The 23,768-nt window shown below is 63.5% G+C and carries 22 protein-coding genes; 2 read left to right on the plus strand and 20 right to left on the minus strand.

What is annotated here, in order from left to right; genetic code table 11:
• Nucleotides 1–14 precede the first annotated feature (14 nt).
• The 17 genes from Verru16B_RS17335 to Verru16B_RS17410 all read right to left on the minus strand — a co-directional run bounded on the left by Verru16B_RS17335 (nucleotide 15) and on the right by Verru16B_RS17410 (nucleotide 16,669).
• On the minus strand, nucleotides 15–1,151 hold the full coding sequence (locus Verru16B_RS17335; protein WP_069963461.1) for a UDP-N-acetylglucosamine--N-acetylmuramyl-(pentapeptide) pyrophosphoryl-undecaprenol N-acetylglucosamine transferase: 1,137 nt from the start codon (nucleotides 1,149–1,151) through the stop codon (nucleotides 15–17).
• Nucleotides 1,152–1,257: 106 nt separating this feature from the next.
• Nucleotides 1,258–2,397, minus strand: coding sequence for a putative lipid II flippase FtsW (gene ftsW / locus Verru16B_RS17340; RefSeq protein ID WP_237023448.1), 1,140 nt, complete (start codon nucleotides 2,395–2,397; stop codon nucleotides 1,258–1,260).
• A gap of 37 nt (nucleotides 2,398–2,434) precedes the next feature.
• Nucleotides 2,435–3,355 carry a LysM peptidoglycan-binding domain-containing protein gene (locus tag Verru16B_RS17345; RefSeq protein WP_069963462.1) on the minus strand — a complete coding sequence of 307 codons (921 nt, stop codon included), beginning with the start codon at nucleotides 3,353–3,355 and terminating at the stop codon, nucleotides 2,435–2,437.
• Nucleotides 3,356–3,408: 53 nt separating this feature from the next.
• Complete coding sequence (gene murD / locus Verru16B_RS17350) at nucleotides 3,409–4,677, minus strand: UDP-N-acetylmuramoyl-L-alanine--D-glutamate ligase (RefSeq protein WP_069963463.1); 1,269 nt, start codon at nucleotides 4,675–4,677, stop codon at nucleotides 3,409–3,411.
• A gap of 73 nt (nucleotides 4,678–4,750) precedes the next feature.
• On the minus strand, nucleotides 4,751–4,933 hold the full coding sequence (locus Verru16B_RS17355) for a hypothetical protein (RefSeq protein ID WP_069963464.1): 183 nt from the start codon (nucleotides 4,931–4,933) through the stop codon (nucleotides 4,751–4,753).
• 47 nt (nucleotides 4,934–4,980) lie between these two features.
• Nucleotides 4,981–5,112, minus strand: a complete 132-nt coding sequence (locus Verru16B_RS19080; RefSeq protein ID WP_257785149.1) for a hypothetical protein — start codon at nucleotides 5,110–5,112, stop codon at nucleotides 4,981–4,983.
• An 18-nt stretch (nucleotides 5,113–5,130) separates the two neighbouring features.
• Nucleotides 5,131–6,246, minus strand: a complete 1,116-nt coding sequence (gene mraY / locus Verru16B_RS17360) for a phospho-N-acetylmuramoyl-pentapeptide-transferase (protein WP_069963465.1) — start codon at nucleotides 6,244–6,246, stop codon at nucleotides 5,131–5,133.
• A gap of 378 nt (nucleotides 6,247–6,624) precedes the next feature.
• Nucleotides 6,625–8,025 (minus strand): UDP-N-acetylmuramoyl-tripeptide--D-alanyl-D-alanine ligase, encoded by a 1,401-nt coding sequence (locus Verru16B_RS17370; RefSeq protein ID WP_069963467.1) that lies wholly within the window; start codon nucleotides 8,023–8,025, stop codon nucleotides 6,625–6,627.
• A 10-nt stretch (nucleotides 8,026–8,035) separates the two neighbouring features.
• Nucleotides 8,036–9,628 carry a UDP-N-acetylmuramoyl-L-alanyl-D-glutamate--2,6-diaminopimelate ligase gene (locus tag Verru16B_RS17375; RefSeq protein ID WP_083270458.1) on the minus strand — a complete coding sequence of 531 codons (1,593 nt, stop codon included), beginning with the start codon at nucleotides 9,626–9,628 and terminating at the stop codon, nucleotides 8,036–8,038.
• Complete coding sequence (locus Verru16B_RS17380; protein WP_069963468.1) at nucleotides 9,625–11,478, minus strand: peptidoglycan D,D-transpeptidase FtsI family protein; 1,854 nt, start codon at nucleotides 11,476–11,478, stop codon at nucleotides 9,625–9,627. The genes Verru16B_RS17375 and Verru16B_RS17380 overlap by 4 nt, the downstream gene beginning before the upstream one ends.
• Before the next feature lie 10 nt (nucleotides 11,479–11,488).
• Nucleotides 11,489–11,905, minus strand: a complete 417-nt coding sequence (locus Verru16B_RS17385; protein ID WP_069963469.1) for a hypothetical protein — start codon at nucleotides 11,903–11,905, stop codon at nucleotides 11,489–11,491.
• A 6-nt stretch (nucleotides 11,906–11,911) separates the two neighbouring features.
• Nucleotides 11,912–12,862, minus strand: coding sequence for a 16S rRNA (cytosine(1402)-N(4))-methyltransferase RsmH (rsmH, locus tag Verru16B_RS17390; protein WP_237023449.1), 951 nt, complete (start codon nucleotides 12,860–12,862; stop codon nucleotides 11,912–11,914).
• Complete coding sequence (locus tag Verru16B_RS18480; protein ID WP_157772514.1) at nucleotides 12,843–12,986, minus strand: hypothetical protein; 144 nt, start codon at nucleotides 12,984–12,986, stop codon at nucleotides 12,843–12,845. Before Verru16B_RS18480 ends, rsmH begins: the two co-directional genes overlap by 20 nt.
• A gap of 5 nt (nucleotides 12,987–12,991) precedes the next feature.
• Entirely contained in the window at nucleotides 12,992–13,444 is a 453-nt protein-coding gene (locus Verru16B_RS17395) for a division/cell wall cluster transcriptional repressor MraZ (protein ID WP_069963470.1), read from the minus strand.
• A gap of 654 nt (nucleotides 13,445–14,098) precedes the next feature.
• Nucleotides 14,099–14,758: an HhH-GDP family DNA glycosylase gene (locus tag Verru16B_RS17400; RefSeq protein ID WP_069963471.1), complete on the minus strand. Its 660-nt coding sequence runs from the start codon at nucleotides 14,756–14,758 to the stop codon at nucleotides 14,099–14,101.
• A complete protein-coding gene (locus Verru16B_RS17405) occupies nucleotides 14,721–15,344 on the minus strand; it encodes a 7-cyano-7-deazaguanine synthase (RefSeq protein WP_069963472.1) in 624 nt (207 codons plus the stop codon). The genes Verru16B_RS17400 and Verru16B_RS17405 overlap by 38 nt, the downstream gene beginning before the upstream one ends.
• Nucleotides 15,341–16,669 (minus strand): nucleoside 2-deoxyribosyltransferase, encoded by a 1,329-nt coding sequence (locus Verru16B_RS17410; protein WP_069963473.1) that lies wholly within the window; start codon nucleotides 16,667–16,669, stop codon nucleotides 15,341–15,343. The genes Verru16B_RS17405 and Verru16B_RS17410 overlap by 4 nt, the downstream gene beginning before the upstream one ends.
• A 727-nt stretch (nucleotides 16,670–17,396) precedes the next feature.
• On the opposite strand from Verru16B_RS17410, the gene Verru16B_RS17415 reads away from it, so the two are divergent.
• Together Verru16B_RS17415 and Verru16B_RS18490 are read left to right on the plus strand one after the other, a co-directional pair.
• Entirely contained in the window at nucleotides 17,397–18,356 is a 960-nt protein-coding gene (locus Verru16B_RS17415; RefSeq protein WP_157772518.1) for a hypothetical protein, read from the plus strand.
• Between the two features lie 143 nt (nucleotides 18,357–18,499).
• Nucleotides 18,500–18,862, plus strand: coding sequence for a hypothetical protein (locus tag Verru16B_RS18490; RefSeq protein ID WP_157772519.1), 363 nt, complete (start codon nucleotides 18,500–18,502; stop codon nucleotides 18,860–18,862).
• 537 nt (nucleotides 18,863–19,399) lie between these two features.
• On the opposite strand, the gene Verru16B_RS17425 is transcribed toward Verru16B_RS18490, so the two are convergent.
• The 3 genes from Verru16B_RS17425 to Verru16B_RS17435 are packed head-to-tail and all read right to left on the minus strand — an operon-like array spanning nucleotide 19,400 to nucleotide 23,531.
• On the minus strand, nucleotides 19,400–21,550 hold the full coding sequence (locus Verru16B_RS17425; protein WP_069963476.1) for an AAA family ATPase: 2,151 nt from the start codon (nucleotides 21,548–21,550) through the stop codon (nucleotides 19,400–19,402).
• Entirely contained in the window at nucleotides 21,547–22,140 is a 594-nt protein-coding gene (locus Verru16B_RS18495) for a hypothetical protein (RefSeq protein ID WP_069963477.1), read from the minus strand. Before Verru16B_RS18495 ends, Verru16B_RS17425 begins: the two co-directional genes overlap by 4 nt.
• Entirely contained in the window at nucleotides 22,137–23,531 is a 1,395-nt protein-coding gene (locus Verru16B_RS17435; RefSeq protein ID WP_157772520.1) for a hypothetical protein, read from the minus strand. The genes Verru16B_RS18495 and Verru16B_RS17435 overlap by 4 nt, the downstream gene beginning before the upstream one ends.
• Nucleotides 23,532–23,768: the final 237 nt, after the last annotated feature.

A 23,768-nucleotide genomic window follows, 5' to 3' on the forward strand; every position in this document is an offset into this window, starting at 1 on the left:
TGGAACTCCCGCGCTCATATCGTCTGGGCGGCGGGCGTGGGCCGCGCGTGACGGGCGGGCGGCTGGCCGGAGGCGAGCGCCTCGAGATCGGTCACGATGATCTCGATGGAATTTTCCTGGGACATGCGCCGGAGGTTGCCCCGGAATTTGTTCAGCAGCCAGTCGTTGAATGCCATGTCTAGGACCTCCTGGCGGAGGCCGCCCAGGGCCGATTCCTTCACGACCAGGCCGCCCCCCTGTTGCTCGAAGGAGACGGCGTTGGCCTGCTGGTGGTTGTCGGCGGCGAACGGGTAAGGCACGAGGATCGCCGGCGCCTCGCAGCGCACGAGTTCGGACAGCGTGCCGGCGCCGGCGCGGCTGAGCACGAGGTCGGCGGCGGACAGGAGCAGCCCGACGCGGTCGGAGAACGGTTCCTGCCAGGTGCGCACCGTCTGGCCGTTGCGGCCGGGAAATTCCTGCACGGCAGCCTCGCCCTTGCCGAGGCCTGTAACGCACCAGACTTGCACGCCCTCCTGGGCGAGCGCGGCTTGGTTGTCCGTGACCCAGCGGTTCAACGGCCCCGCGCCCTGGCTGCCGCCGAGCACGACGAGAAACTTCTGGGTCGGATCGACGCCGAGGCGAGCCCGCGCCTCGGCCCGGGGCAGGCGCACGATCTCGCTGCGCACGGGCAGGCCGGTGTGGCGGACCATCACACCGAGGCGGCCGGGCAGGCGCACGCCGGGGGGCAGATAGAGGCGGCGGGCGAAGCGCGAGAGCAGGCGGACGGCGCGACCGGGGATGCGGTTGGCCTCGTGTAGGGCGACGGGGATGCCCCGCATCCAGCCGGCCAGGACCACGCCGGCGTTGGTGAAACCACCGAAGCCGATGATGACATCCGGTCGCACGCGCGTGATGAGCCGGTGGCTGAACAGCAGGCCCTTGGCCTGCTCCCAGTGGAAGCGCAGGTGGACGAGCGGGCTCCAGCCAAAGGGCGCGCCCGGCACGCGCTCAAAGCTGAGCTGCGGGTACTGGTCGCTGAGTCGCGCATCAACCCGCTTGTGGCTGATCAGCAGCGTGGCAGTGTGGCCGCGGGCCACGAGGGCCTCGGCCAGGGCAATCCCGGGCGAGAGGTGGCCGCCGGTGCCGCCGCAGGCGATGATGAAACGGCTCACGACGTCACCTCCGTGAGCAAGGTCCAAGGATGAAGTGACAGCTCACAAGCAGGCCGCGGCCGCGCGCGCTTGATCCTTGGTGCTTGGCCCGTGTGGACTCGGCCGTTCACCCGATCACCTCCGTCAATGCGCGTTTGCGCACGAGCGGCTTGGGCCGCTCCCAGGTGCGCTGGGTGTTGATGATGACGCCGACAAGCAGGCCCATCAGCAGGAGGTTGGAACCGCCCGCGCTGATGAAGGGTAGCGACATGCCCTTCGTGGGCAGCATGCCGGTGACCACGCCAAGGTTGATGATCGCCTGCAGGCAGATCAGCAGCAGGCAGCCGGTCACGAGGAGGAACTGGAACAGGTTGGGGGCGCGCCGCACGTGCATGAGGCCGGCGACGAAGATCGTGACGAAGAGCGCGACGACCGTGAGGGTGAAGATGAGGCCCATCTCCTCGCCCATGATGGCGAAGATGAAATCGGTGTGGGCCTCGGGCAGGAAGGAGTTCTGCTGGCGGCCCTGGCCGAGGCCGACGCCGTCCACGCCGCCGGCCGCGAAGGCGAGGATGGCCTGCCAGAGCTGGTAGGCGCCGTCACCGCGGTTGGCCTCAATGTCCATGAAGGAGGTGATGCGTCGCAGGCGCACGGGATTCTGCCACACGAGCAGCGCGAAGAGCACGAGGGCGCTGCCGATGGCCGGCAGCAGGAACTTCAGCCGCGCGCCGGCGAGAAAGAGCATGACCAGACCGATCGTGCCGAGGAGGAAGGCCGTGCCGAAATCCGGCTCCAGGATCACCAGCACGGCGAAAAGGCCGGTCCAGGCGCCGGGGATGACGAAGCCCCGCCACAAGTCGTGCAGCTTGCTCTGGTTGAGCGCCAGATAGTGCGCGAGGGAGAAGACCAGGGCGAGCTTGGCAAATTCCGAGACCTGGAGCCGGGTGAACCCCAGATTCAGCCAGCGGCGGCTGCCCTTCACGCTGATGCCGATCTGCGGGATGAGAACGAGCACGAGGAGGGCGAGGGAGATCGCGGCGGCAATCCACGCGAACCGGCGGGTCTGCTCCAGGTCGGCGATCGCCACCAGCCACCCGGCGCCGATGGCGAGGGCGAGGAAGATCAGCTGCTTGTAGAGGTAGGCGTAGGGCCCGCCCTTGATGGGCGAGCTCGCGCTGAAGAGCACCACCAGGCCGATCGAAACCAACGCTGCAACGCAGACGATGATGACGCTCGCGGGGGTGATCGTGAGAGGGCGGCGGGGCAAGATGGCGCTCGTCGAACTCACCGGTGGGGCGGCGGGCTCAACCGCCGTTGGCGGGGACGGGCTCCTCGACCTTGATCGTCGGCACCTCGGTGTCGGCTTCCTTCAGGCCGGCGTCGAGATCCTGGCCGGGCGGCGGCGGGGCGATTTCAAATCGGGGGGCGTTGACCACCGGGGCGGGCGCGGCCTCGGCGGGGGCCGGCGCGGCCGGCTTGTCCGCGGCCGGGCGGACCGCCGCGGGGGCGGACTTGCTCCCCACGGCCTTGAAGCCGGGGATTACGAGCTGCTGGCCGGCGCGAACCTTGGAAGGATCGGTGATGTTGTTGGCGGCGGCGAGCTCGCCGACGCTGACCTGGTACTTGCGGGCGATGACGCCGAGGCTTTCGCCGACCACGACGGTGTGCGTGACCGACTCGCCGCTGGTCGGGCGGACCGGCACGGGGGTCTTTTCCGCGGGCAGCGACATCGCGGCGGGCGGGACGGCGGTGGCGACGGCGGCACCGGGCTTGCCGGGGATGATGAGCTTGCGGCCGGGCTTCAGGGCGACACCGGACGCGAGGCTGTTGGCCTTCGCGAGTTCCGCGACAGTGAGACCGTGTTTCTTGGAAATGCTCCAAAGGCTGTCGCCGCGCTCGACCGTGTAGGTCGAGACCGGCGCGACATTTTCGACGGGCTTGGGCGGGGTGACGGTGACGGCCGCGGCCGAGCCGGGGCGGGTGGGCGAGGCGTGACCCAGCGGCGAGGCCGGCGTGTAGGAGACGGGCATCGTGCCGAGGTCGACCGGCTCGGGGGTGGCGGGGGAACCGTAGGTGATCGGAGCCGCCGCGCGGGCGTCGGGGACGGTGGCGTCGGGCGTGGGCAGGTTGCGCGGGCCGGACTGGCAGCCGGGGCTCGCAAAAATGAAGATAAACGCGAGCAGATGCACGGCGACAACTGCTCCGAAGATCTGGAGGATTTTCATGGTGGTATATGAGGGCTGAGGAGGGAGATTTGCTATCTAAAAAGCGGAGTTATTCACAGGTTGTCCACGAGGGCTTCAAACTGGCGCCCACGGTCATCGTAACCTTGGAACATGTCGAAGCTGGCGAACCCCGGGCTGAGGATCAGGTGTTCGCCCGGGACGGCTTGGGCGAGGGCGGCCGAAACGGCGGCAGCCAGACTGGAACAGAGGGTGGCGGGGACGCGGGCATCCCGGCAATGACCGGCGAGGGCGGCGGAGGTTTCCCCGATCAGGAAGGCATGGCGGATGTGGCGGGCGATGCGGCCGACGAAGGCGCCGAGATCACCCCCCTTGGCCTTGCCCCCGCCGATCCAGAGGACTGGGGCGGAAAAGGTCGCGAGGGCGGCCTCGACGGCGTGGAAATTTGTCGCCTTGGAGTCATTCCAGAAAGTGACCCCGCGCTTCTCCCCCACCCGGGCCAGCCGATGGGCGCCGGGCCGGAAGGTGCGGGCCGCGGCCAGCAGGCTCTCCTCGGTGAGGCCGGTGCGCTGCCACCAGGCCGCGGCCAGCAGGAAGTTTTCATACTGCGGATAACCGGCAAACACCGTCCCGGCCAGCCGGGCGTCGGTTCCTTGGCCTTCGGTCGGGATAAGGGAGGAAGCCGGAAGCGAGAGACCGGCGGATGAAGCGAAACGTTGCACCGAAGTACCCACCAGGACCGCGCCGGGCGGCGTGCGTGCGACCAAACGCGCCTTGGCGCTGAAATAGGCGGGCAGGCCGGGATGCCGCTCCAGGTGATCCTCGGCAAAATTGGTCCACAGCGTCGCGGTCGGCCGCAGGTGCTGCAGCGACTCGGCCTGGAAGGAGCTCACCTCGCAGACGGCCATGTCGGTACGACCGGTCTGCTCGACAACGAAGCGACTGAACGGATAACCGACATTGCCCGTGGCCTGCGCGCGGCGGCCGGCGGCGTTGAGGGCGTGGGTGAGAAACTCGGTGAGCGTGGTCTTGCCGTTCGTGCCGGTGATGGCGACCAGGTCACCGCGCCAGAAGAGGGAGGCAAAATCGAGTTCCCCAAGACAGGTGCAGCCGGCGGCGCGCGCCGTGGCGAGCCACGCATGCTCCGGGGCGAAGCCCGGGCTGAACACCACGAGCCCATGGCCGGCGGCTTCGCGCGCGGTGAAAACGCGCTCCGCCCCCGCCGCTTTTTCATCGTAAAGCACCCCGCCCCCGCCGATCGCGGCCAGCAGTTCCAGCACACCCTGCCCGCTCACGCCCGCGCCGAGCACGGCGACGGGACGCGCGAGCAGCGCGGTGATGGCGGTGGGAGGTGCGGGGATCATTTCAGGAAAGGACGCAGGAGGTCCGCTGACAGCGAATAGGTAAGGTTCCGATTGGATGGGTATAAAGAACCTGTCAGCGGGCTCCCGCGAAAGTCTTGGCGCTGCGCACGATCGGACCCTCGGGCAGGGTCTGGCCCGAGCGGAGGCGCCGCAGCTTGGAGAGCGAACGCACGAGCGGCTGTTTCAGCAGCACGAGGCTGGTGCGGGTGACGTCACGAAAACTGGGCGTATGCTCGAGGTTGTAGTCGATGGGCATGGTGGAATGCAGTGAAAGAGAGGGAGGAAAAGAAGTTGGCTGCCGGTTCAGCGGCGCAGCCCGAGGGTGACGAAGGCGGCGAAGGCGCAGGCCCAGAGGGCCACCACGAACAGGGTCGGACGTGAAAACGGCAGGCGGACGTCGAGCTGCCGGGAGAGGGCTTTGATCATGGCGGACATGGTGGGGACGAGGGAGGGTTAGCGGAGCTTGAGGGTGGCCAAACCCGCGAGGGCAAAGCCGAGGGAGAGGACCCAGAAGCGCAGGACGACCTTGGTCTCAGGCCAGCCCTTCTTCTGGAAATGATGATGGATCGGGGCCATGAGGAACAGGCGCTGGCCCGTGCCGGTGCGGCGCTTGGTGAACTTGAACCAGCCGACCTGGAAGATGACGGACAGGGCCTCCAGCACGAACACGCCGCCGATGATCACGAGCGTGAACGGCTGGTGGATCATGAAGGCCATGACCCCGATCAATCCGCCCAAGGCGAGCGACCCGGTGTCGCCCATGAAGACCTCGGCCGGGTGCGAGTTGTACCAGAGAAAGGCCATGCAGGCGCCGATCAGGGCCGCGCACACGACCGTCAGTTCCCCCGTGCCGGGCACGTAGCTGATCAGCAGATACTGCGAGATGACGCTGTTGCCGGCGGCGTACGCCATGATGCCGAGCACCAGGGCGACGGTGATCGTGCAGCCGGTGGCGAGACCATCGAGGCCGTCGGTCAGGTTGATGGCATTGCTGAAGCCGACGATCCAGAGATAGATCAGGACCAGGAGCATCCACCACGGCATGTAGCCCACGACCGCGGTCTTGAAGAACGGCAGCCAGAGCTCGCGGATCTTGCCCGCGCTCTGCGGGTGCCACAGCAGGATGCCCAAGGCGATCACGGTCGCGCCGGTCTGCCAGGCGATCTTTTCCCACGAGCGGATGCCGTCCTTGTTCTTGTGGACCACCTTCAGGTAATCATCCCGCCAGCCGGGCACGGTCAGCGCGGTGTAGACGAAGAGGGCGACAACCGTCCAGACGTTGGGCGCGGCCCAGAGCACGGCGCTGAAAAACACCGAGAGGAAGATGATGAGCCCGCCCATGGTGGGCGTGTGCTTCTTGTCAAAGTAGGTCGCCCCAAGCGCGCCCGTGCGCTCGTCAATGTAGCCGTGACCGAACTTCAGCTCGCGGAAGCGCCGGATGAGCATGGGCCCGATGACGAAGCCGATCAGCAGGGCCGTGATGGCCGCGCCCACGGAGCGCACCGTGATGTATTGCAGCAAACGCAACGGGCCGAAGAAGTCGTGGTACTGGGAGAGATAGCTAAGCATGGCGGGCTTGGATCTGCTGCAGGGCGCGCCAGATGCCGCCGCGGGGGGCGGGCGCGGAATCGCGGCGCGGCCATTCGCAGGACCGCACTTCCATGGGCGGAGTCGACGGCGAACTGGATTTGGACGCGGCCCCGCGCGTGGCGAGCTGACGGGCGGCCGCGGACGTGGGACTGAAATCAGCGCGCATGGGCGGTTCTTTTTCCCGTGGCGTTGGAAGCCGTGGTCCCGCGGGGTGAGGGCCGCGGGGCGGATAAACTGCGGAACGAATTGGCGCGCCGCGTGGAGGCGAGGCCGGAGCCGCGCGAGTTGGCCTCGCGGGAGTCCGAACCACCAAACGGGAAGATGCGCGTCGAGAAACTGTGATGAAAGGTCAGCATGTCAGTGGGCTCCGGTGGTCTGGGGCTCCAGCAGGGTTTCGAGCTGGTAGCGACGGCTGCCCTTGAGGAACACCGCACCGGTGAAACCGGTGAGACGCTCGCGGACCGGGGCGAGGTCCGTGATCACGGCAACCTGGGACGGGTCGTTGCCATTCTGCAGCAGGCCCTCGCGCAGCGCGGCGGCCTGGTCCCCGATGGCCAGCAGGTGGTCACCCGGGCGGAGCAGCAGCGTGCGGCCGAACTGCCGGTGGTAGTCGGCCGCCGCGGCGCCGAGTTCCTCCATGCAGCCGAGCACGTAGAGCCGGGGCAGGTCGGCGCGCACCGCGCCGTTGAAGGCGTCAACCGCATCGGCCATGGACGCCGGGTTGGCGTTGTAGAAATCAGCGTACACGGTGGCCTCGCCGTGCCGGCGGACCTCGCCGCGCCATTTGGTCGGCACCCACTGCTCCAGCCGGGCCTGCAGGGTCGCATCATCCACCCCCAGCTCCGACGCCAGCGCGAGCGCGAGGGCGGTGTTTTGCGCCATCCCCGCGGACACCCGGCGCAGGATGAACGTGCGCCGGCCGTCGAGCCGCAGCTCGGTCCGCTCCGGCCGGTGAAAGACGTTGAACTTCACGGTGCGGCCGGTGACCCGCGTCATGCCCTCGTTTTCCGGCACCAGGATCAAGGGCTGCTCCAGCGTGTGAAAAACCGGGTGTTGCCAGCAGGCGACGGGAAAAACCTGGAGACCGCCGCGACGCACGCCGCGCAGCAGCGTGACCTTTTCCTCGGCCACGCCGGCCAGGGAGCCGAGTTTCTCGAGATGCGCCGGGGCGACCAGGGTGACGATCGCGTGGTCCGGCTCGATCATGTCGGCGTATGCCCGCATTTCGCCCGGGGAGTTGATCCCGGCCTCGACCACCGCCATCCGGTGCGCCGCCGGATCCAGGCGGGTGAGCGTGAGCGGGATGCCAAGGTGATTGTTCAGGTTGCCGGCGGTGGCGAGGACGCCGGTCGGCCCGGCCGCGGGCTGACCCGGCCCCACCCCGCCGAGCAACAAGGCCAGCAGGTCCTTCGTGGAGGTCTTGCCCACGCTGCCGGTGACACCGACGACGGGGCCGTGGAATTCACGACGGTGCTCGCGGGCGATCTGCTGAAAGGCCGCCAACGGGTCCGCGACGACCAATTGGGGCAACGGGTCACCGGTAACCGGGCGGCCGACCAGCGCCGCGGCGGCGCCGCGCGCCCTCGCCTCCCCCAGAAAATCATGGCCATCCCGCTTGCCCGTGCTCAGCGCCACGAACACCTGGCCCGCCGCAAGCGTGCGGGTATCCTGAGTGAAGCCCCGCAGCGGGCCCGTTGGAAACGGCGACCACGTGCCACCGGTCCAGGTGGCCAGCTTTTCTGCGGCGAACGTTGGCATGGCAGCGGGTTCAGGCCGGCTTGATGGATTTGATCCCGATCAATTCGCGTACGACCTGCCGATCGTCAAAGGGCACGATCGTGTCGGCAAATTCCTGGTAGGTCTCATGACCCTTGCCCGCAATGAGCAGGCAGTCCCCCGGCCCGGCCGCATCCAGCGCGAGGCTGATGGCATGACGGCGGTCCTCGGTGAAAGTGATCTGCGCCGGCGACTTCACGCCGGCCTTCATGTCGGTGAAGATCTGGCTGAGCGCCTCGCCGCGCGGGTTGTCAGCCGTCGCCCAGGCGAAATCGGCGAATTCCTGCACGGCGGCCGTCATGAGCGGACGCTTGCTGCGGTCGCGGTTGCCGCCGCAGCCAAACACCACGAACAGCCGGCCGGGCGTGATCGCGCGCAGCATGCCGAGGGCGTTCCGCAGGGCGTCATCGGTGTGGGCGTAGTCGACCAGGACGTTGAAGGCCTGGCCCTCCTCGATCCGTTCCATGCGGCCGGAGACCCCGGGGAAACTCTTGAGCCGGAGGGCGATCACCGCCGGGTCGCGGCCCAGCGCGTAGCACGCCGCGAAGGCGGCCAACAAGTTGCTCACATTGTAGCGGCCGATGAAGGGGCTCTCGATCTGCACGCGCCCCTCGGGCCAGACCACCGTGAGGGAGGTGCCCTTGAAGTTGAGCTGCACATTCTCGGCGCGGACCACCGCATCCGGGGACTCGCCAAAGGTGATGACCCGCACGTGCTGGGGCACCTCGGCGGCGAGGCGGCGGCCGTAGGGATCGTCGAGATTGATCGCGGCCACGCGCGGCGACGTGCCGATACCGCCGTTGAACAGACGGGACTTCACCTCAAAGTACGCGTCGAGCGTCTTGTGGTAGTCAAGGTGGTCGCGGGTCAGGTTCGTGAACACCGTGACGCCAAACTGCATGCCGAGCACGCGCTGCTGGTCGATACCGTGCGAGCTCACCTCCATGGCGGCCTGGCGGCAGCCGGCATCACGCATCTGGGCGAGCATGCCAAAGAGCTCCAGCGACTCGGGAGTCGTGCGGTAGGACGGCACGACCCGGGCGCCGAGGTCGTAGTTGACCGTGCCCACGAGGCCGACGCGCTGGGTGCTGGTGGACAGGAGATGCTTGATGAGGTTCGTGACGGTGGTCTTGCCATTCGTGCCGGTCACGCCGACGAGCTCGAGGGACTTGTCGGGAAAATTGAAGTACCGCTGCGCGACCTGCGCGAGGGCGCGGCGGGCATCGGCCACCTGAATGTAGGTCACGCGGGCGGCGGTGCCGGAAGGGATCTTCTCGGCCACGATCGCGACGGCGCCGCGCTGGATGGCCTCGTCGATGAAGGAATTGCCGTCGGCACGCCGGCCCGGCAGGGCGAAGAAGAGGTTGCCCGGCATCACGCGGCGGCTGTCCATCGCCAGGCCGGAGATAGGACGGTCGAGATCGCCCTTGCTGGTGCGAATGTCTTCCTCCTGGAAATAATTGGAGAGCTTGGGGGCCATTTTGAAGATTTCCCGGGTCACGCGGTCCGCCGGGCGGGTGCGGGTTTTGGGCAGGGAGCGGAAGGCGGCGACGAGCGGATAGTTGGGGGTCAGATAACCGATCACAGCGCACCTCCCTGCATGGCGAGAAGGTTGCGGGTGAGCGGGGTCACGGGCTGGATGCCGAGATATTGGATGAGCTGCTCCGCGACATTTTTGAAGGCCGGGGCGGCGACGGCGCGGCCGTAGGCGTTGCCCTTGGCCATCTTCGCGTCATCCACGATGACGGAGAGGACGATCTCGGGACGGCTGGCGGGGAAGAAGCCGACGAAGGAGGCGACGTGACGGTTGTTCACGTATTTGCCGTCGATGATTTTCTGCGTGGTGCCGGTCTTGGCGGCGATCTCGAAGCCGGGGATGTCGAAGCCGGCCGCCGTGCCCTCGGGGCCGACGACGCCGTGCAGCATCTGCGCGAGCAGGGCCGCGGTGCTGGGCTTCATGACCTGGGTGCGTTTCTCCGGTTCGAAGGTGCGGATTACGCGGCCGTCCGCGTCGCGGATTTCCTGGATGATCTGGGGCCGCAGCAGCGCGCCGCCGTTGGCCACGACACTCATCGCCATGTGGATTTGCAGCGGGGTGGCGGCCACGGCATGGCCCATGGGCATCCGGGTGATGGTCAGGCCGTCCCAGCGCGCCGGCGGCTCCAGCAGTCCACGGACCTCGCCGCCGAGCTGGAACTTGGTCGAGGCGCCGAAGCCGAAGCGCTCGACATACTCGTGGAATTTTTCCCCGCCCATCAGCATCGCCAGGTGGGCGGCGCCGCGGTTGCTGGAATGGCTCACGATCTCGGACACCGTGAGCAGACCGAAGGGATGGTCCTCCTTCGGCAGCTTGAGGTCGCGGCCCTTGTAGTTGGCGATCGGGTTGCCGCAGTCGAAGGCCGAGGCGGGCGTGACCAGTCCCTGGTCGAGGGCGGCGCCGGCGGCCACGATCTTGAAGGTGGAGCCGGGCTCGATGATGTCGGTCACCGCGTAGTTCCGCTGCGCCTCGAGCGGGGCCTTGTTGTACTGGTTGAGGTCGAAACTGGGGTAATTCGCCATGCCCAGGATGCGCCCGGTGCGGACATCACTGGCGATGATCGTGGCGAAGTTGGGATTGTACTGCTCGGCGATCGAGCGGAGTTCGTCCTCGATGATGTTCTGCACCACTGAGTCGATGGTGAGCACCACATCGTGGCCGTCGCGGGCCGGCACCTCGCGGGAGCGGAACTGGGCGAGCTCGCGGCGGGTCCCGTCCTTCTCGGACTCGATCCAGCCGTCCTCCCCCTTCAGGTAGAGGTCGAAATGCCGTTCGGCACCGGTGACGGAAGTCCCTTCCCGGTTCAGGTAACCGATGAGATTGGCGGCGAGGCCGCCGCCGGGGTACACGCGGCGATAGACGCGGTTGGCGGTGAGGCCGCGGATGTCGAGGGCGGCGATCTGGTCGTAGGTCGGCTCATCGAGACCCTCGCGCAGCTTCACCCAGCGGTCCTTGACCCGGCCGTCGCGCGCGCCATCGCGTCCGTCCTGCTCCAGGTCGACGCTGCGCTGGCGCGGCACAAAGGCTTCCTCCAGTTCACCCGTCGAAATTCCGAGCAAGGCGGCCAGCTGGACGCGCTTGGTGCGTTCGGCCGCGGCCTTGCGGGCGCGCCGGGGCTCGTTCTTGTCGGCCTCGAGGTAGTCGACGAGTGCCCAGGGGTCGACGGCGAGGGTGATCTCGGAGCGGCTGGTCGCGAGGAGGTTGCCGCGGGCGTCAAGGATGGCGCCCCGGCGGGCGTGCTCGACCACAATTTGGCGGCGGGCCTTGTCCACATACGCGAGCAGATCCTCCCGGTCCAGCACATGCAGGAACACCAGCCGCACGCCGACCGCGAGGAAGCAGATCAGCACGCCGACGGCGAGCAGGGTGAGACGGTTGGTGGCAAAGCCCTTGGACATGAGGGTTGGCTCAGCGCAGCGAGGCGGTTACAAACTGGAAGGCGGGGGCGCGGTTGGTCAGGTCGAGCGAGACCTGCGCGACGTTGAAGACCTCGCGGTTGCGTTTCGCCGCGAGGCGGAGCTCGGCGGATTCACCGACGCGCACGACCTGGGCCTCGCGGGGCGCGGCCAGCGCGAGGTGCATGGCCTGGTTGCGGCGCAGCAGGGTGTCGGGGTTGACGGCGGCGGCGACCTCCGCGTTCACCTCGTCGATCCGGCGCTCGACGTCCTCGAGCTTCACCTGCAGGGCGCGGCTGTGGTTGGCCACCTGGGAGATTTCCTGGCGCATCCAGACGGCACCGAGGCCGAGGGAACCGGTGAGCATCAGACCGCAGAGGGTCAGGAGGATGAGGCGGTTGACGATCGTGTGGGCGGGAGGCGGCTTCATGGCGGGTCAGAGTTTGCGGAGGACGCGCAGCTTGGCGGAGCGGCTGCGGGGGTTGGTGGCGATCTCGGCGGCGGAAGGGACGATGGGCTTGCGGGTGAGCGGCAGGGCGAGCTTGGTGCGGAGCTGCTGGGGCGTGGCGTCGTTCTCGTCGATGGGCTGGCCGCAGACCTGGCGGAAAAAGCGCTTCACCGGCCGGTCCTCGAGGGAGTGGAAGCTGATGACGGCGAGCACGCCGCCCGGGGCCAGTTTGGCGAAGGCGGCGGGCAGGCCGCGCTCGATGGCGCCGATCTCGTCGTTGACGGCGATGCGGATGCCCTGGAAGGAGCGGGTGGCGGGATGGATGCGGCTCTCGCGCTTGGCGAAGGCGGGGATGGCGTCGGCGATCAGCGCGGCGAGCGAAGCAGTGCGCGCCAGGCGGCCGGTGCCGCGGGCGGACTCGATGGCGGAGACGACGCGGCGCCAGTTGGGCTCCTCGCCGTGGTCGCGGATGGCCTTGACCAGGTCATCATGGCTGGTGACCTCAAGCCAGTGGGCGGCGGATTGGCCCTGCCGGGGGTCCATGCGCATGTCGGCCTCGGCATCGTGCCGGAAGGCAAAGCCGCGGTCGGCCTCGTCGAGCTGGAACGACGAGACGCCCAGATCAAAGAGGATGCCGTGGAACCCGGTGTCGGTCAGCGCGGCCAGATCGCCGAAGTTGAGGTCGACGAAGCGGAAGGTCTCCGGGAACCCCACGAGGGCGTGCGCGGCGCGCTCGGCGGCGGCCGGATCGCGGTCCAGGGCCGTCACGTGAGCCCCGGCGTCGAGCATCAGGCGTGTGTGCCCGCCCCCGCCAAAGGTGCAGTCCAGGATGCGCTGGCCGTCGTGCGGCGCGAGGTACTCGAGCACCTCGTGCAGCATCACTGGGAGGTGCCCGGGGGTCATGGCGCGCGGAAATAACTCAATGACGGACGCGGGCATGGGATTTCTTCCACGGCAGGACGATCGACATCGGGTCGCGCAGGAGCGACCGGCGCTGGGCACAAAACACGAGCGAGAGTTTCGGCAGCGGCTGGGTCTTGATGAGGGTCGTGAGGGCTTTCATGGGTTTTAGAGGCCGATGCGGCGCATCATGTCGCCGAAGTTTTCGCCCGCCGTGCTGCGCTGCATCTCGGTCCAGCGGGCCGGACTGAGGATGTTGAAGGTGTCGCCCATGCCGCTGAGGATCGCGTCCTTCGCGATGCCGGCGTGTTTGAGCAGGTCGGCGCTGGCGCCGAAGCGGCCCTGCTTGTCGAAGGTGAACGAGAGCGCCTCGGAGAAGATCTTGGCCTTCACGGCCTGCGCATCGCGGTCGGAAATTTTCATTTCCGAAATCTGCGCGAGGAGTTTCTGCACGCGCGCCGGCGGCAGCACCGCGATGTAACCATCGGGGTGAGGCATCGCGAGAAACTGCTCGGTATCCGAATGCGTCCAGCGCCAGGCCGACGGAATCGTGAGACGATTCTTGTCGTCGAGCGTGTGTTCGAAACGCCCTGAATAAATGACTGTGCCGGAAGACGCCATGGGTGGATGCTCCGGGTCCCCTACTCCCCAGAACGCCCCATTTCTCCCCATTTCACCCCCAACAAGCAAGTAAAAACCCCGCAGAAACTGTCAAAACTTGTTCACAAATTACCCACTTACGCGGGTTGATATATTGTCAGGAAAGGGATCTCAGCCCCACAACGGTAAGCTCGAACCTATACGGACGTATTCCGCGCCTGCGGAAATCGAGGACCATCGAAGCGATCCGAAGATCTCCGGCTCAACTCGCCCGGACGAATTGGCCTTACCGGGTCCTTGATTCCTTACAAATACCGCCCCTCGAGACGCGCCTATGTCAACTTTATGCCCCGGCGCCCCACCCCACGGCGTCTAAGTCACCCCGAATTGCCCCTCTGGAGATGGCCCCCCCGGGGGCGCTCGAGCTCACGACCACGACGGAACCCAAAGCAAGGATAGCATCGTCCCATCCTCGTCCAGCGGAGCCGCCAGCTCGAACAGCTCGCGGTCTTCCCCGGCTCGGACGTGGGGGAACCACGCCTCCCATGGCACCGGCTCCAGGGACGGAACCTGGCTTGGGGCGCCTTTCACATGGTAGGCGATCGCGTGCCATCAACACCGCCCCTGCCTCCAACCGCCACCCTCCTCCCAACCTTCAAAACACCCGGCGCCGCGTCATCCGGCGCGCACGCTCATCGTCTGCCACATCACTCTGTCAAAGGTCCATCTGTTCAGGAGAAGCAGATCGGCCGCAAACTCGAGAATCCGACGCGCTTCAAGATAGCCATGCGCGCCCACCCCGGCGAGTCGCAGTAGCTCCTGTGCATGCCGATCTACTGCAATCGCCGAGATACCCAGCAATCGGCAAAGGTAGTCGACCGTCTTGTAGCCAACACCGCGCACGGTGAGCAACGCCACCCGATTTCTGGAGGCAGACACCCAGCCACGCAATTCACTCAGAGTATCGACGCCCTGCAGCCGCAGGAAGCCGACAAGTTGCCGCAAGCGCTTGGGCTTCTCCGGATGTGACCAGGCCAACGCAGCTGCGAATTTTGGAGTGCGCATAGCCTGCTTAAACTCGACGAGTGAGGCAACCTCAGGGAAGGCGTTGGTCACTGCAATTACCCGTGGTAAGACGACCGTGCGGTAGTTGAGCCCCGCCTGGAAGATAGTATCGACCAAGATCGCGGCAATGTTCCACGAGGCCGGGGTGGGCTGGATTCTCGCTACCGCGCCTATAGTCCAATTGGCAGCGACGTAGTCCGCAACAAGCCGGGCTTTGACCAGGGTTTCCATATCAGCCGCCCAGCGCAGCGAGTCCTTGCAGTCGGTCAACACAATTGGGGCAGGCCCCGCATGGCACCCTGCTATTCACTTGGCACGAAAACGTTTCGCCAATCGGCGCGCCCAAACGGATGCCGATACGGGCAACCTGTGCCTTCGACTTGTAGCGGAAGGGCATCTTCACCCGAACTCCGCCGAAACTCTTCAGCAGCTCTGATAGTCTTCCGAAAAATCGGGCTGAGCAGTCGATTTCTTCCGCATGGTTGGAGTTAATGAAAGCAGTATAGACCGTGCCTCCCCCCGCCGACTGGACGCGGGCTGCTGCGATACTCAGAAGCAAGATGTTCCGGTAAGGAAGATAGAGATCCTCCTTCGTGATACTCTCTTCCCAGAGATTGGTTTCCCGGATCAGGCGCGACTGGGAGCCGGCGTAGATCGCGGCCACGTCCACGATTTCAAGTTTCCTCAGGATGCGTTTGGGTAGAACCTGACGGAGCGTGTTCAGCTCCGTCGTCGCGCAATGCTGCCCATAGTTGACGAACAATGGGTAGAATTGGACGCGCTTGGCCATCATCCAATAGGCCAAGGTGGTCGAATCGAGGCCTCCTGAAGCGAGGAGAACGGATACTTTTCTCATGTGTGTGCCGTGAGACGGGCAACCTCATCGAACGTGGCCGTGATTATGGCGTCCAGCGAGTCGGTCACCAGACTAACTCCCTGGGTGAGCATGATGTTTTTAGCCCGGCCGTCTGGGTCATACACGAACACCTTCATGCCGCGTTCGAGGGCAATGCCGATTTCGATTAGGGTGCCAGGGTCATCGAATATGAGGACTGCAATCATCATTTTGCACTTCCCGATAAGCGCCATGTCCGCTTCGTAGAGCTTCTGCCGCTCAGCCGGTGACATGTCGCCGTGCGCCTGGCCATGCTCCTTCACCGGCCGGCGCGGACGGAAGTTGTGATACTTGAGACATGACACCACCGCTTCGATATGCGTTGCATCCACGTAATCGAAATCCGGCGCTGCAATGTAGATGCTAGTCCCGCGCCGGCTCTCCCACGGCAGTCGAACGGACGGCAACCCGACGATCTCCTCGCTGGAAAGCGCGAGTGTTCGCGAGACCGCCCGCTTAAAGTCCCTCGGATATGTGGTGGCAGCATACTCGCTCGCAACCCACGACGCATAGCAGAGCGCGCCTTCTGCCCCTACCCTGGGTCGCAGCACGACAAACGCAGCATCGAAGGCATCACCAACGCCAACGGAATGGATGATCGCGCGACGCTGGGAGCCAGTCGTGAAGTCCTCCCCTGTTGCGAGATAGCATCGCGACCCACCTCGATTTTCCTTAAGCACGACGCATTCAGCCCGTTGCCCAGCCAGCTTCGCTACGCTACCTGGCAGCCCGCGGCGAAACTTTGGAAACTCGGTGGCCGACGTGGAGAGAAACAGCGTCGATAGTGGGCGACCCAACTTGCCCAGCGTGCCAAGCGTGGCTGGGCCGTTACCTAGGTCATAATGGACCTCTGCATCGGCGGCGCTCAGTATCCTGAGAATCTCTCCAAGATCAAAATCCCCACCAATGATCAGCACTGAGGTCTCTCCAACCAAGAGCCGCCGCAGAGAGCTCGAATCGAGGGCATGCTCCACTTCATCTCTGAGTAAGTGTTCATACCCTTGGGGACCGGCTTCTTTCGCCTCCCCAATCAGCATGACGTTGGGAGCACCAATCACGTTGCCGATTTTCACCACCCTTCGGGCGCCGTGCGCTCTCGTGTATTTGCTGACGGCTTTATCGAGATAGGTTGGGCAGAAATACGCTATATCGTAGCGCACCCCAATTGCCCACAACGCTCGAGCCGCGTGTATTACGCCGCCCATCCGGAGCTTTGCCTGTTCCGCTTTGGTCGGAAGCGTCACGTCCACGACCACTTCGCCGACTAGGACAATGCGCCGCGTCATACTGGAGCGCCATCAATCGCAACCTTCGGAATCGGAGTCAGCGTGGACGCCCGAACCACGCCACGGTATTTCCATCCCGCTTTGATACATTGGGCCAATCCATTGTGCTTTGTCGGAAGGTTGCCGATGACTTCTCCCTTCGCACTCACGGCACACACTCGAGTGCGCAGTTCGATGAATACCGATACGCCTTTAGCAGGGACTCCGCCGTGGTTTTGGAAGTATGCAGATTGCCCGACATCTTCCAAGTCGGCTGAGAACGCTTGGTCGCAGGGGTCGCTACCACTTGATCCACCCGAGGCTCCCCCTCGGCCGCCACTTGACGGAAGCTGTTTCTTACGCGCGCGTGAATAGTCCGAGAACTTGGATGATCCTGCACTTCCCATGGGATAGATGGCGTTTGGGGTTACGTGATGGTCGGAACCAGGAGAACGCTCAACGCCCAGCACCTGTCGCGCACAGGGCGATTGGGGTAGGATGGCCAGGCGAAGACATAAACTGTGGGCAGGACGTTCTCATGGAGTGATGTGCCGCGTCCCAGTGGCCCCTGGGACGTAGCGAAGTTTGGCCCGTTGGGAAACATCAACATCCAACGTCCTTTCGGGCAAGGACTATCCGTTGAAAACACCTTGAGTGCGCGTGTGCCAGCTTGGGACCACGCCTGGTGATTTGATGCTGGCTGGATCCGCAGAAACCGACTGAATGGTGACATCTAGCTCTATTTTGCGTGAAACGCCACTTCAGCAGTCTTGATCGCTACACCATTGTCGAAGGCGACCTCGACGAGTCACAAGTCAATGGTATTGGCGGTGCCTTGTCGCCCGGCCTTTGGATCCCGTTGGCTCTAAATATCGCACACGGAGCCATGCAGGCCCAGGAAGGCATTCTATTCAAGAGACTGGTCGCCAAACTAGGCATGGCGCAGAGCCAGCCGTTTTCGTCAGCAAGGGCCGAACTAAATCGGCTGATCACGCCACAGTTTCACACGACGACTGAACGGGTATATCTTGAATTTCCTCTCGACCATGCGCGCCTGACAGGGCTCGAGAAGGTCAGGTCTGGCAAGGACCTCAAATTCTTACTCGATGCAACGCTGGTTGCCGATCAGCTGCATCTGTTGAACAATCACCAGGGGCCGATGGACCCGCACATCTGGGGCTTTCGGCAGCGCCACGTGCTTTATCTGCAGCAGGAAATCACGATTTCGAGAGACGCATGGATCACACGCGTGCTACCACAGACTGGTTACGGCTCGGTGCATGTGCTCGAATTTCCCGCTATCCCTATAGAGAATACGGAAACCTTAAAACACAGCTACGACGCCCTTGTTCAAGCGCAGGAACGGCATCGGCTTGGCATGTATGACGATTCAGTCGGCAAATGCCGTGTCGCACTGGAACCGTTTGTTACTCTGATTGAAGAAGACGACGGCAAGGGCGGAAAGAAGAAGGTTCCGAAGCTGAAGCCGTCCTGGCAAACGAAGCTGGGGCAGGCCACCTACCAGTGGCTCAATGATTCCTTCAATGCCGTGAGATACGCCGGCAACCCAAACCATCACTCGCCGAATGCTCACTACGATCAACTGGAATCACAAATGATCTTGGCTGTCACCACGGCATTGGTGTCTTACGCGTTGCGGACCCTGGGCGCTGAGGACGGTGCTGTTGGTCGGGACGGCAAGAAGTAGTGAGGCGTCTGCCGATCGTGAAGACGCCTGACAGCACAGATCCACATGTAGTTGCCTTCTGTGCGAGTATCAGTCCTAGCGCGCCATTCTACATTCCAATTCATCCGGACACGAATTGCGCGTGTGACGATTGCTTCAACAACATGGACCTCGTCAGCATGGTTCACGGGGGAGAAGTCGTTCCGGGTTGGAGCCTATTCGAGTGGCCCAGAGTATTTATCGAAGCAGAGCATCACCACACGTGGCGCAAAAAATCAGGCCAATATGAGGACCCGACACCACGCGAGGATCGGAAGCGCAGATTGCTCTTTCTACCCGATCTCGGCTTGAAGCCTGGCGAGTATCCTCCAAATAGGCGCCATTTTCTCACTGAGGATTCTACGGCCAAGGAATATGTCGCAGTTGTTGATCAACTAAAGAAAGGCGGCTCCTCAACCACGCTCATCGAGTCAATGCGTCAGCTCAGGAAGGCCTTAGAATTGAAATACGGGAAGGAGCCGATGTAGTCGCATATCAGATGAACTAGTTCAAACGACTCTTCATACCTGCCAAGGAGCCACCTGTTCTTAATTCCGACATACTTGAGGTTACCGAAACCTCCGGTGGCGGCATTCTGATAACCACCACCAAGGAACTTGGCCTGCTCGGTGGCAGACACTACACGGATTGCGTGGGGGAGATCAATCGCCTAAAGCGAGAAGGCAAACACGATGAGGCGATCGCGCTACTTCTCCGAACCATAGACGCAACCGAGCGAGAGTCATCCGTGGCAGGTCCTCGATGGGGCGTTGCGCCATGGTATTATGAGCAGTTGGCAATTGTATATCGGAAGGAAGGAAGAATCGAGGATGAGATCGCCATCCTTCAGAGGTATGCCCGCCAGCAGAAAGCTCCGGGAGCCAGCCCCGACAAACTTCAAACACGACTTCGGAAAGCCATGGCGTTGTTGAGCGCCAAGAAATCCTGATAATTCCAATCCATCCCGCATGCCTCAAATACGGGAGTTGTATCATTGGACGTTCCCACTGCTTAGCACAAGTCCGCTAACTGGCGGCCAGCCTGAGGGGCACCGGGTCAGAAAGGATTTCCCGCGTATGCACTTCCGGGCCTTCGCGTTGCCAGCCCACCAGTTCAATCACGATGGTGCGGCCCGTCGTATCCGCAGGACGGAGTTTTCGGGCCAGCAGATTGGCGAAACGCTGGTCATGCGTGGAAACACATAGCTGCCGGCGGTCTTTCGTGCGTCGCAGCAAATCGACAAGGCCCAAGAGGTTGACATCGTCCAGACATTGAAGCGGGTCGTCCAACAGCAGGGACGCCAGCGGCGGTTGTGTGACCCCGAAGTTGAATGATAGAAAGATCGAAACAGCGAGCGCGTTCACTTGGGAACTCGACATGACCAGCGGCGGATGCTGGCACGACAGGTCTTCTTGCGAGTCCTGCACCACAGTGGACAGCAGCCCGCGACCCTTTGTAACGCGCGATAGAAACTTCACCGTCTCGAATGCCGGATGCGGGTCGATCCGGGAGTAAATGTTCTGCAACAGGGGTTCTACCTGTTGCAGTCGCTGCTCGACCACCGCGGAAGCGGCTTCGCGCAATCCTTCGATCACCCGCTGGGCCATTTCGCCGGAGGCGTTCCGACTGGCGATCGCCTGTTGCCTCTCTTGGATTAGCTTTTGCAGGCGCTCGCTTTCGACCTTGGTCTCGCTCAATGCGAGCTGAGCCACCGATTGCGAAACCGCGAGAGCCAGAGCTTCGCCTTGATGCTGCAGCTCCTTGAGCCTCGCGGCATGGCTGTCGTTCTTGGAAATGCCTTCCTCGAGCTGCCGCGCGCGAACAGATGACTCCTCGGCCGAGATCCCATGTTCGACGAATCGCGCCTGCACGAACTTCCGAAGCATGTCGGCTTCCATCTCCCGTTGCTGCTCGGTGCGAATGGAGAGTTCCAGACCACCGATCTCCTTTTCCTTAGCTGCCACCAGCGCCAGTAGTTCGTTCAGTTTAGTGGATGAGGAGTCGGGCAACGGCTCCCCACCTTTCTGGGTTATGGCCGTCAGTCTTTGGTGGGTCTTCGCTCGGTCGATACTCTGGGCGCACACCGGGCAGTGGTCGCCGAGGTGCTCAAGGGCAAGCAATGCCAAAACCCGCAACTGCTCGTCTTTTTGCTTCAGCTCAGCCTGCATCCGCCTCATTTCTGCCTGTCTGTCCTGTTCCTGCGTGACCGATTGGCGTAGCGTGCTTAGTTCGTTCGTGAGCGCGACTGACCTTGCCCGTAGTTCAGCAACGTCGCCCCGAGGCGGCAATGCCTCCAATTGGACAAGCTGCGGTTGCAGTAAGCGCAGAGACTGGCCGCTTCGTTCGGAAGCCACCCGTTTCATTTCGATTTCTTTAATCGCTGTGTCGATCGCGCGCCCGGCGTCCCGCGCCACCGGCTCGGGAGCCGTCCCGGTAATCCCCAGCGCGTTTAGTTCCGTCCACCATTTGCTCCATTCAGCCGGGTTGACCGGGGTAGCGACCGAGGGATAGCGAGCGGTGAGTTCCCGAGCCCGCGCCAGCACATTGGCCAAGACAAGCCGGGTTTCCTCCAAATCACTGACACGTTGATTGGTGACGGTTGACCACGCTTTTTTGGCCCGCTCCAACGCCCCTTGAAGTTCGGTAACACGACCGGCCCCAAACAATTCACTGACCGAGGTGAAGCGATCATGATCGTCCGCCGGCTCGATGAAATGGCGCAGGACATCCTGCTGTAAGTAAACACTGCGGGTCAGGACAGAAGCGAGTGCCGCCAGCGGCTCGGTCCCCGTTTGGGCCTCAGGCCAAACCAATTGCAGCAGCCGACCTTCGGCCGAAGGTCCAGAAAGTAGTCCCTCCGGGGTTTCAAGGGCCACCCGCGCTTCCCCTGTTTCCCGGTCGCAGCTGCGCGTCACTTTGAAGAGCCGGCCGGCTGCGTCGCAGAGCGTAAGCAGAGCGCGAGCCTGGCCGGATTCAGCGTAAAGCGAAACGACACTGGCGCCCTCGGCTGCCAGCCGAGGAATCCTCCCGCATAGCGCCCACAGAATACCGTCGAAGAGCGAAGTCTTACCATTCCCGTTCGCCCCCACCACAATGATGGCGTCAGCATTCAGGTCGAAGGCCTGGGTTTTTGCAAACCCGCGGAAACCGGAAAGTTCTAGCCCGACGATCTTCATTTCTTGGTCAAGGTTTCGTGCAGCTGATCCATGATTGGAGCCTGCGTCTTGAAGGCTTTCAGGACGGCCTCGGTCGCGTTGCGGGGAACTTCTGAGCGAGCCAACAAGTCCGGTAGCAGATCGAGCACGGATGCCGGCGCCGGCACCGAGACTCCCTCGTTTAGCGGCAATAGCGGTCGCAATACGCGCGCTGCCGCGCCCGGCAGCTTCAATTCCACGCCTGATGCCACCAGTTTCCGAATTCGGTTGGTGTCGTATCGGATATGTTCCAGTTGCGCAGACTCGGAAGGCGCGACGGCCGGGGTGAGTAAAACCAAATAGCCATCCCATGATTTCGATTCAGTCTGTGCAACGTTCTGCGAGATGATTTCCACCAATGACCCTTGCAGGTCGGGCCAAGACTGCAGCAACTCAGTGCAGCTGTCGAAAATGGCGACGCCAACTACGTTATATTTGTCCTCAAAGAGCCGCGCGTGCGACGTATCCCAGTCCGTGAAACGCCCTTCAATCCGTCGGTAGCCTCCAGCCATCAAGGTTTCAGAGGCCACCGCCATTAGTTCAGCGCTCGTGTTGTCGGGGGTATCGCTCATGGGACGATAGCAGCGACCAGGGCCGGGTTCGCGCGTAGAGTTTCGAGATGATGATAAGATAGGGAAGTCTGTCCGGTGATGATGTCGTTGGCGGGGCCTTCACCACGAACTAAGTCGGTGGGCGGCGTGATCGTCACGGGGCCGTCAGAGGTCGCGGCCACCAAGGTCGCCGTGGGCTGAATGCCACGCGTGCGCCACTGCGGCCGGCGCTGGTTGATTCGGGTTTCGATACTGGCAGTCTTCCGATGCCCACAGCCCGAAGCAACGATTACAGCAGAGATGACTTTTCCGCCACGCCGGAATTCGACCAAGCCGTCTTCTGCGACACTGACCTCGGTTGTCGAGTTGCGGGCGATATACGCAATGCCCAGCAGGAGATCAGCCTGCAACGGCGAGACGTTTCCGTCCATCGGCTGGTATGGACGTTTGTCGTTCAAGAGCCAATTTGCCCTAATCCTGCCAGCCGTGACAACCCCATGCCCGCGCAACTGTGCAAGGATTGGGGTCAGGTTCTCGTTGGTATGATTGTTCTCCAGAGCTTTTTCCTGGGCCGATGCAGCAAGCAGTTGGTGATGCTCAACTACGAGCCGGTCCGCTAGTTGCCGCATGAAATCGCACCAACCCATCTGGATGTAACGATCGTCGGCCAGTTGCATCTGTTGGAAAAATCCCGAACCCGCGCTTGGAGATGGATTCACCAGATACTGCCGCGTTGCGGCCGGAATCGCTTGCCGCATCAGCTTGGCGCTCTCCAGAAGCACGGTTACCGCGGTCCCGATTCCAGCGAATACCACCACCGGCCTGACGAGCACGTGCTGCGTAATTTGCTGTTCCCAATTTCCCTGCCACTCAGCCTGAATGGTCACGGTTCTCAGGACCCAGGCATTGGGATCGACTTCATTGGCGCTGCGATGAAGATAGTAAATGTTGTGGTTCGTTTGATTGCCAAGGTGGTGGGGCCCTTCAATAATGCCAACAATGTCGCCACAGGACAACGCGGCCACCGCCGCCGTAATGGCGACATCGTAGTTCAAAGTGACGATGGAGGCTATGGCACGTTCGGTTAACAGGGCCGCTGCGATGAGATAGCCCTCGTTGGGCATTTTCGCATGAAGCTGGTAGCGTTGCCGCAAACGAGTCACCAAGGGTTCCTGCGTCCCTGCTTTCAGAAAAACCAGATCCGCCAACACCGAGAGATCGTCGGGCTTGGTGCATTCCCCTGCGGCAAGAAATCCGTCAGCGACAAAATCGTCATGAAGAGCCTGGGAGCATACCCGCGCGACCGGGACCCCGGTAGGTGCTTCGACTGAACAACCAGCGCCCAGAATAAGGGCCAAGCGTCCACCGCCAGGAGCCACAACGGCTTGGTTTAGTTCAACAGGAAGGGGCATGGGCTAAGCATATCGTGAATATCAGGACGTGCAGGCCCGGCACGCGTGTGCAGACCAAACTGGATTTGATTTTGGGGCAAGGCTCATCGGCAAGGCCTTCCCGCACCTCCCGAAACCAGGCATGAAGCACTACCAGCCGGCCAGACGGCCAAGCCTGTTGAGACAATCCCAGGCATCATCAGATCGCAGAGCCCTGGACGAGGCACAATTGCGACTCCGAAAAGGGTCAATGGGTTG

The organism is Lacunisphaera limnophila (assembly GCF_001746835.1).
Lineage (GTDB): Bacteria > Verrucomicrobiota > Verrucomicrobiia > Opitutales > Opitutaceae > Lacunisphaera > Lacunisphaera limnophila.

Excerpts from the sequence above, each read along its gene's own strand:
- Verru16B_RS17425 (WP_069963476.1), bottom strand. The coding sequence starts at position 21,550 with ATGAAGATCGTCGGGCTAGAACTTTCCGGTTTCCGCGGGTTTGCAAAA.
- Verru16B_RS17355 (WP_069963464.1), bottom strand. The coding sequence starts at position 4,933 with ATGCCCATCGACTACAACCTCGAGCATACGCCCAGTTTTCGTGACGTC.
- Verru16B_RS17380 (WP_069963468.1), bottom strand. The coding sequence starts at position 11,478 with ATGTCCAAGGGCTTTGCCACCAACCGTCTCACCCTGCTCGCCGTCGGC.
- Verru16B_RS17385 (WP_069963469.1), bottom strand. The coding sequence starts at position 11,905 with ATGAAGCCGCCTCCCGCCCACACGATCGTCAACCGCCTCATCCTCCTG.
- mraY (WP_069963465.1), bottom strand. The coding sequence starts at position 6,246 with ATGCTTAGCTATCTCTCCCAGTACCACGACTTCTTCGGCCCGTTGCGT.
- rsmH (WP_237023449.1), bottom strand. The coding sequence starts at position 12,862 with ATGCCCGCGTCCGTCATTGAGTTATTTCCGCGCGCCATGACCCCCGGG.
- Verru16B_RS17410 (WP_069963473.1), bottom strand. The coding sequence starts at position 16,669 with ATGACGCGGCGCATTGTCCTAGTCGGCGAAGTGGTCGTGGACGTGACG.
- Verru16B_RS17370 (WP_069963467.1), bottom strand. The coding sequence starts at position 8,025 with ATGCCAACGTTCGCCGCAGAAAAGCTGGCCACCTGGACCGGTGGCACG.
- Verru16B_RS17435 (WP_157772520.1), bottom strand. The coding sequence starts at position 23,531 with ATGCCCCTTCCTGTTGAACTAAACCAAGCCGTTGTGGCTCCTGGCGGT.
- Verru16B_RS18480 (WP_157772514.1), bottom strand. The coding sequence starts at position 12,986 with ATGAAAGCCCTCACGACCCTCATCAAGACCCAGCCGCTGCCGAAACTC.
- Verru16B_RS17405 (WP_069963472.1), bottom strand. The coding sequence starts at position 15,344 with ATGAGAAAAGTATCCGTTCTCCTCGCTTCAGGAGGCCTCGATTCGACC.
- Verru16B_RS18490 (WP_157772519.1), top strand. The coding sequence starts at position 18,500 with ATGGACCTCGTCAGCATGGTTCACGGGGGAGAAGTCGTTCCGGGTTGG.
- Verru16B_RS17395 (WP_069963470.1), bottom strand. The coding sequence starts at position 13,444 with ATGGCGTCTTCCGGCACAGTCATTTATTCAGGGCGTTTCGAACACACG.
- Verru16B_RS19080 (WP_257785149.1), bottom strand. The coding sequence starts at position 5,112 with ATGTCCGCCATGATCAAAGCCCTCTCCCGGCAGCTCGACGTCCGCCTG.
- Verru16B_RS18495 (WP_069963477.1), bottom strand. The coding sequence starts at position 22,140 with ATGAGCGATACCCCCGACAACACGAGCGCTGAACTAATGGCGGTGGCC.
- murD (WP_069963463.1), bottom strand. The coding sequence starts at position 4,677 with ATGATCCCCGCACCTCCCACCGCCATCACCGCGCTGCTCGCGCGTCCC.
- Verru16B_RS17345 (WP_069963462.1), bottom strand. The coding sequence starts at position 3,355 with ATGAAAATCCTCCAGATCTTCGGAGCAGTTGTCGCCGTGCATCTGCTC.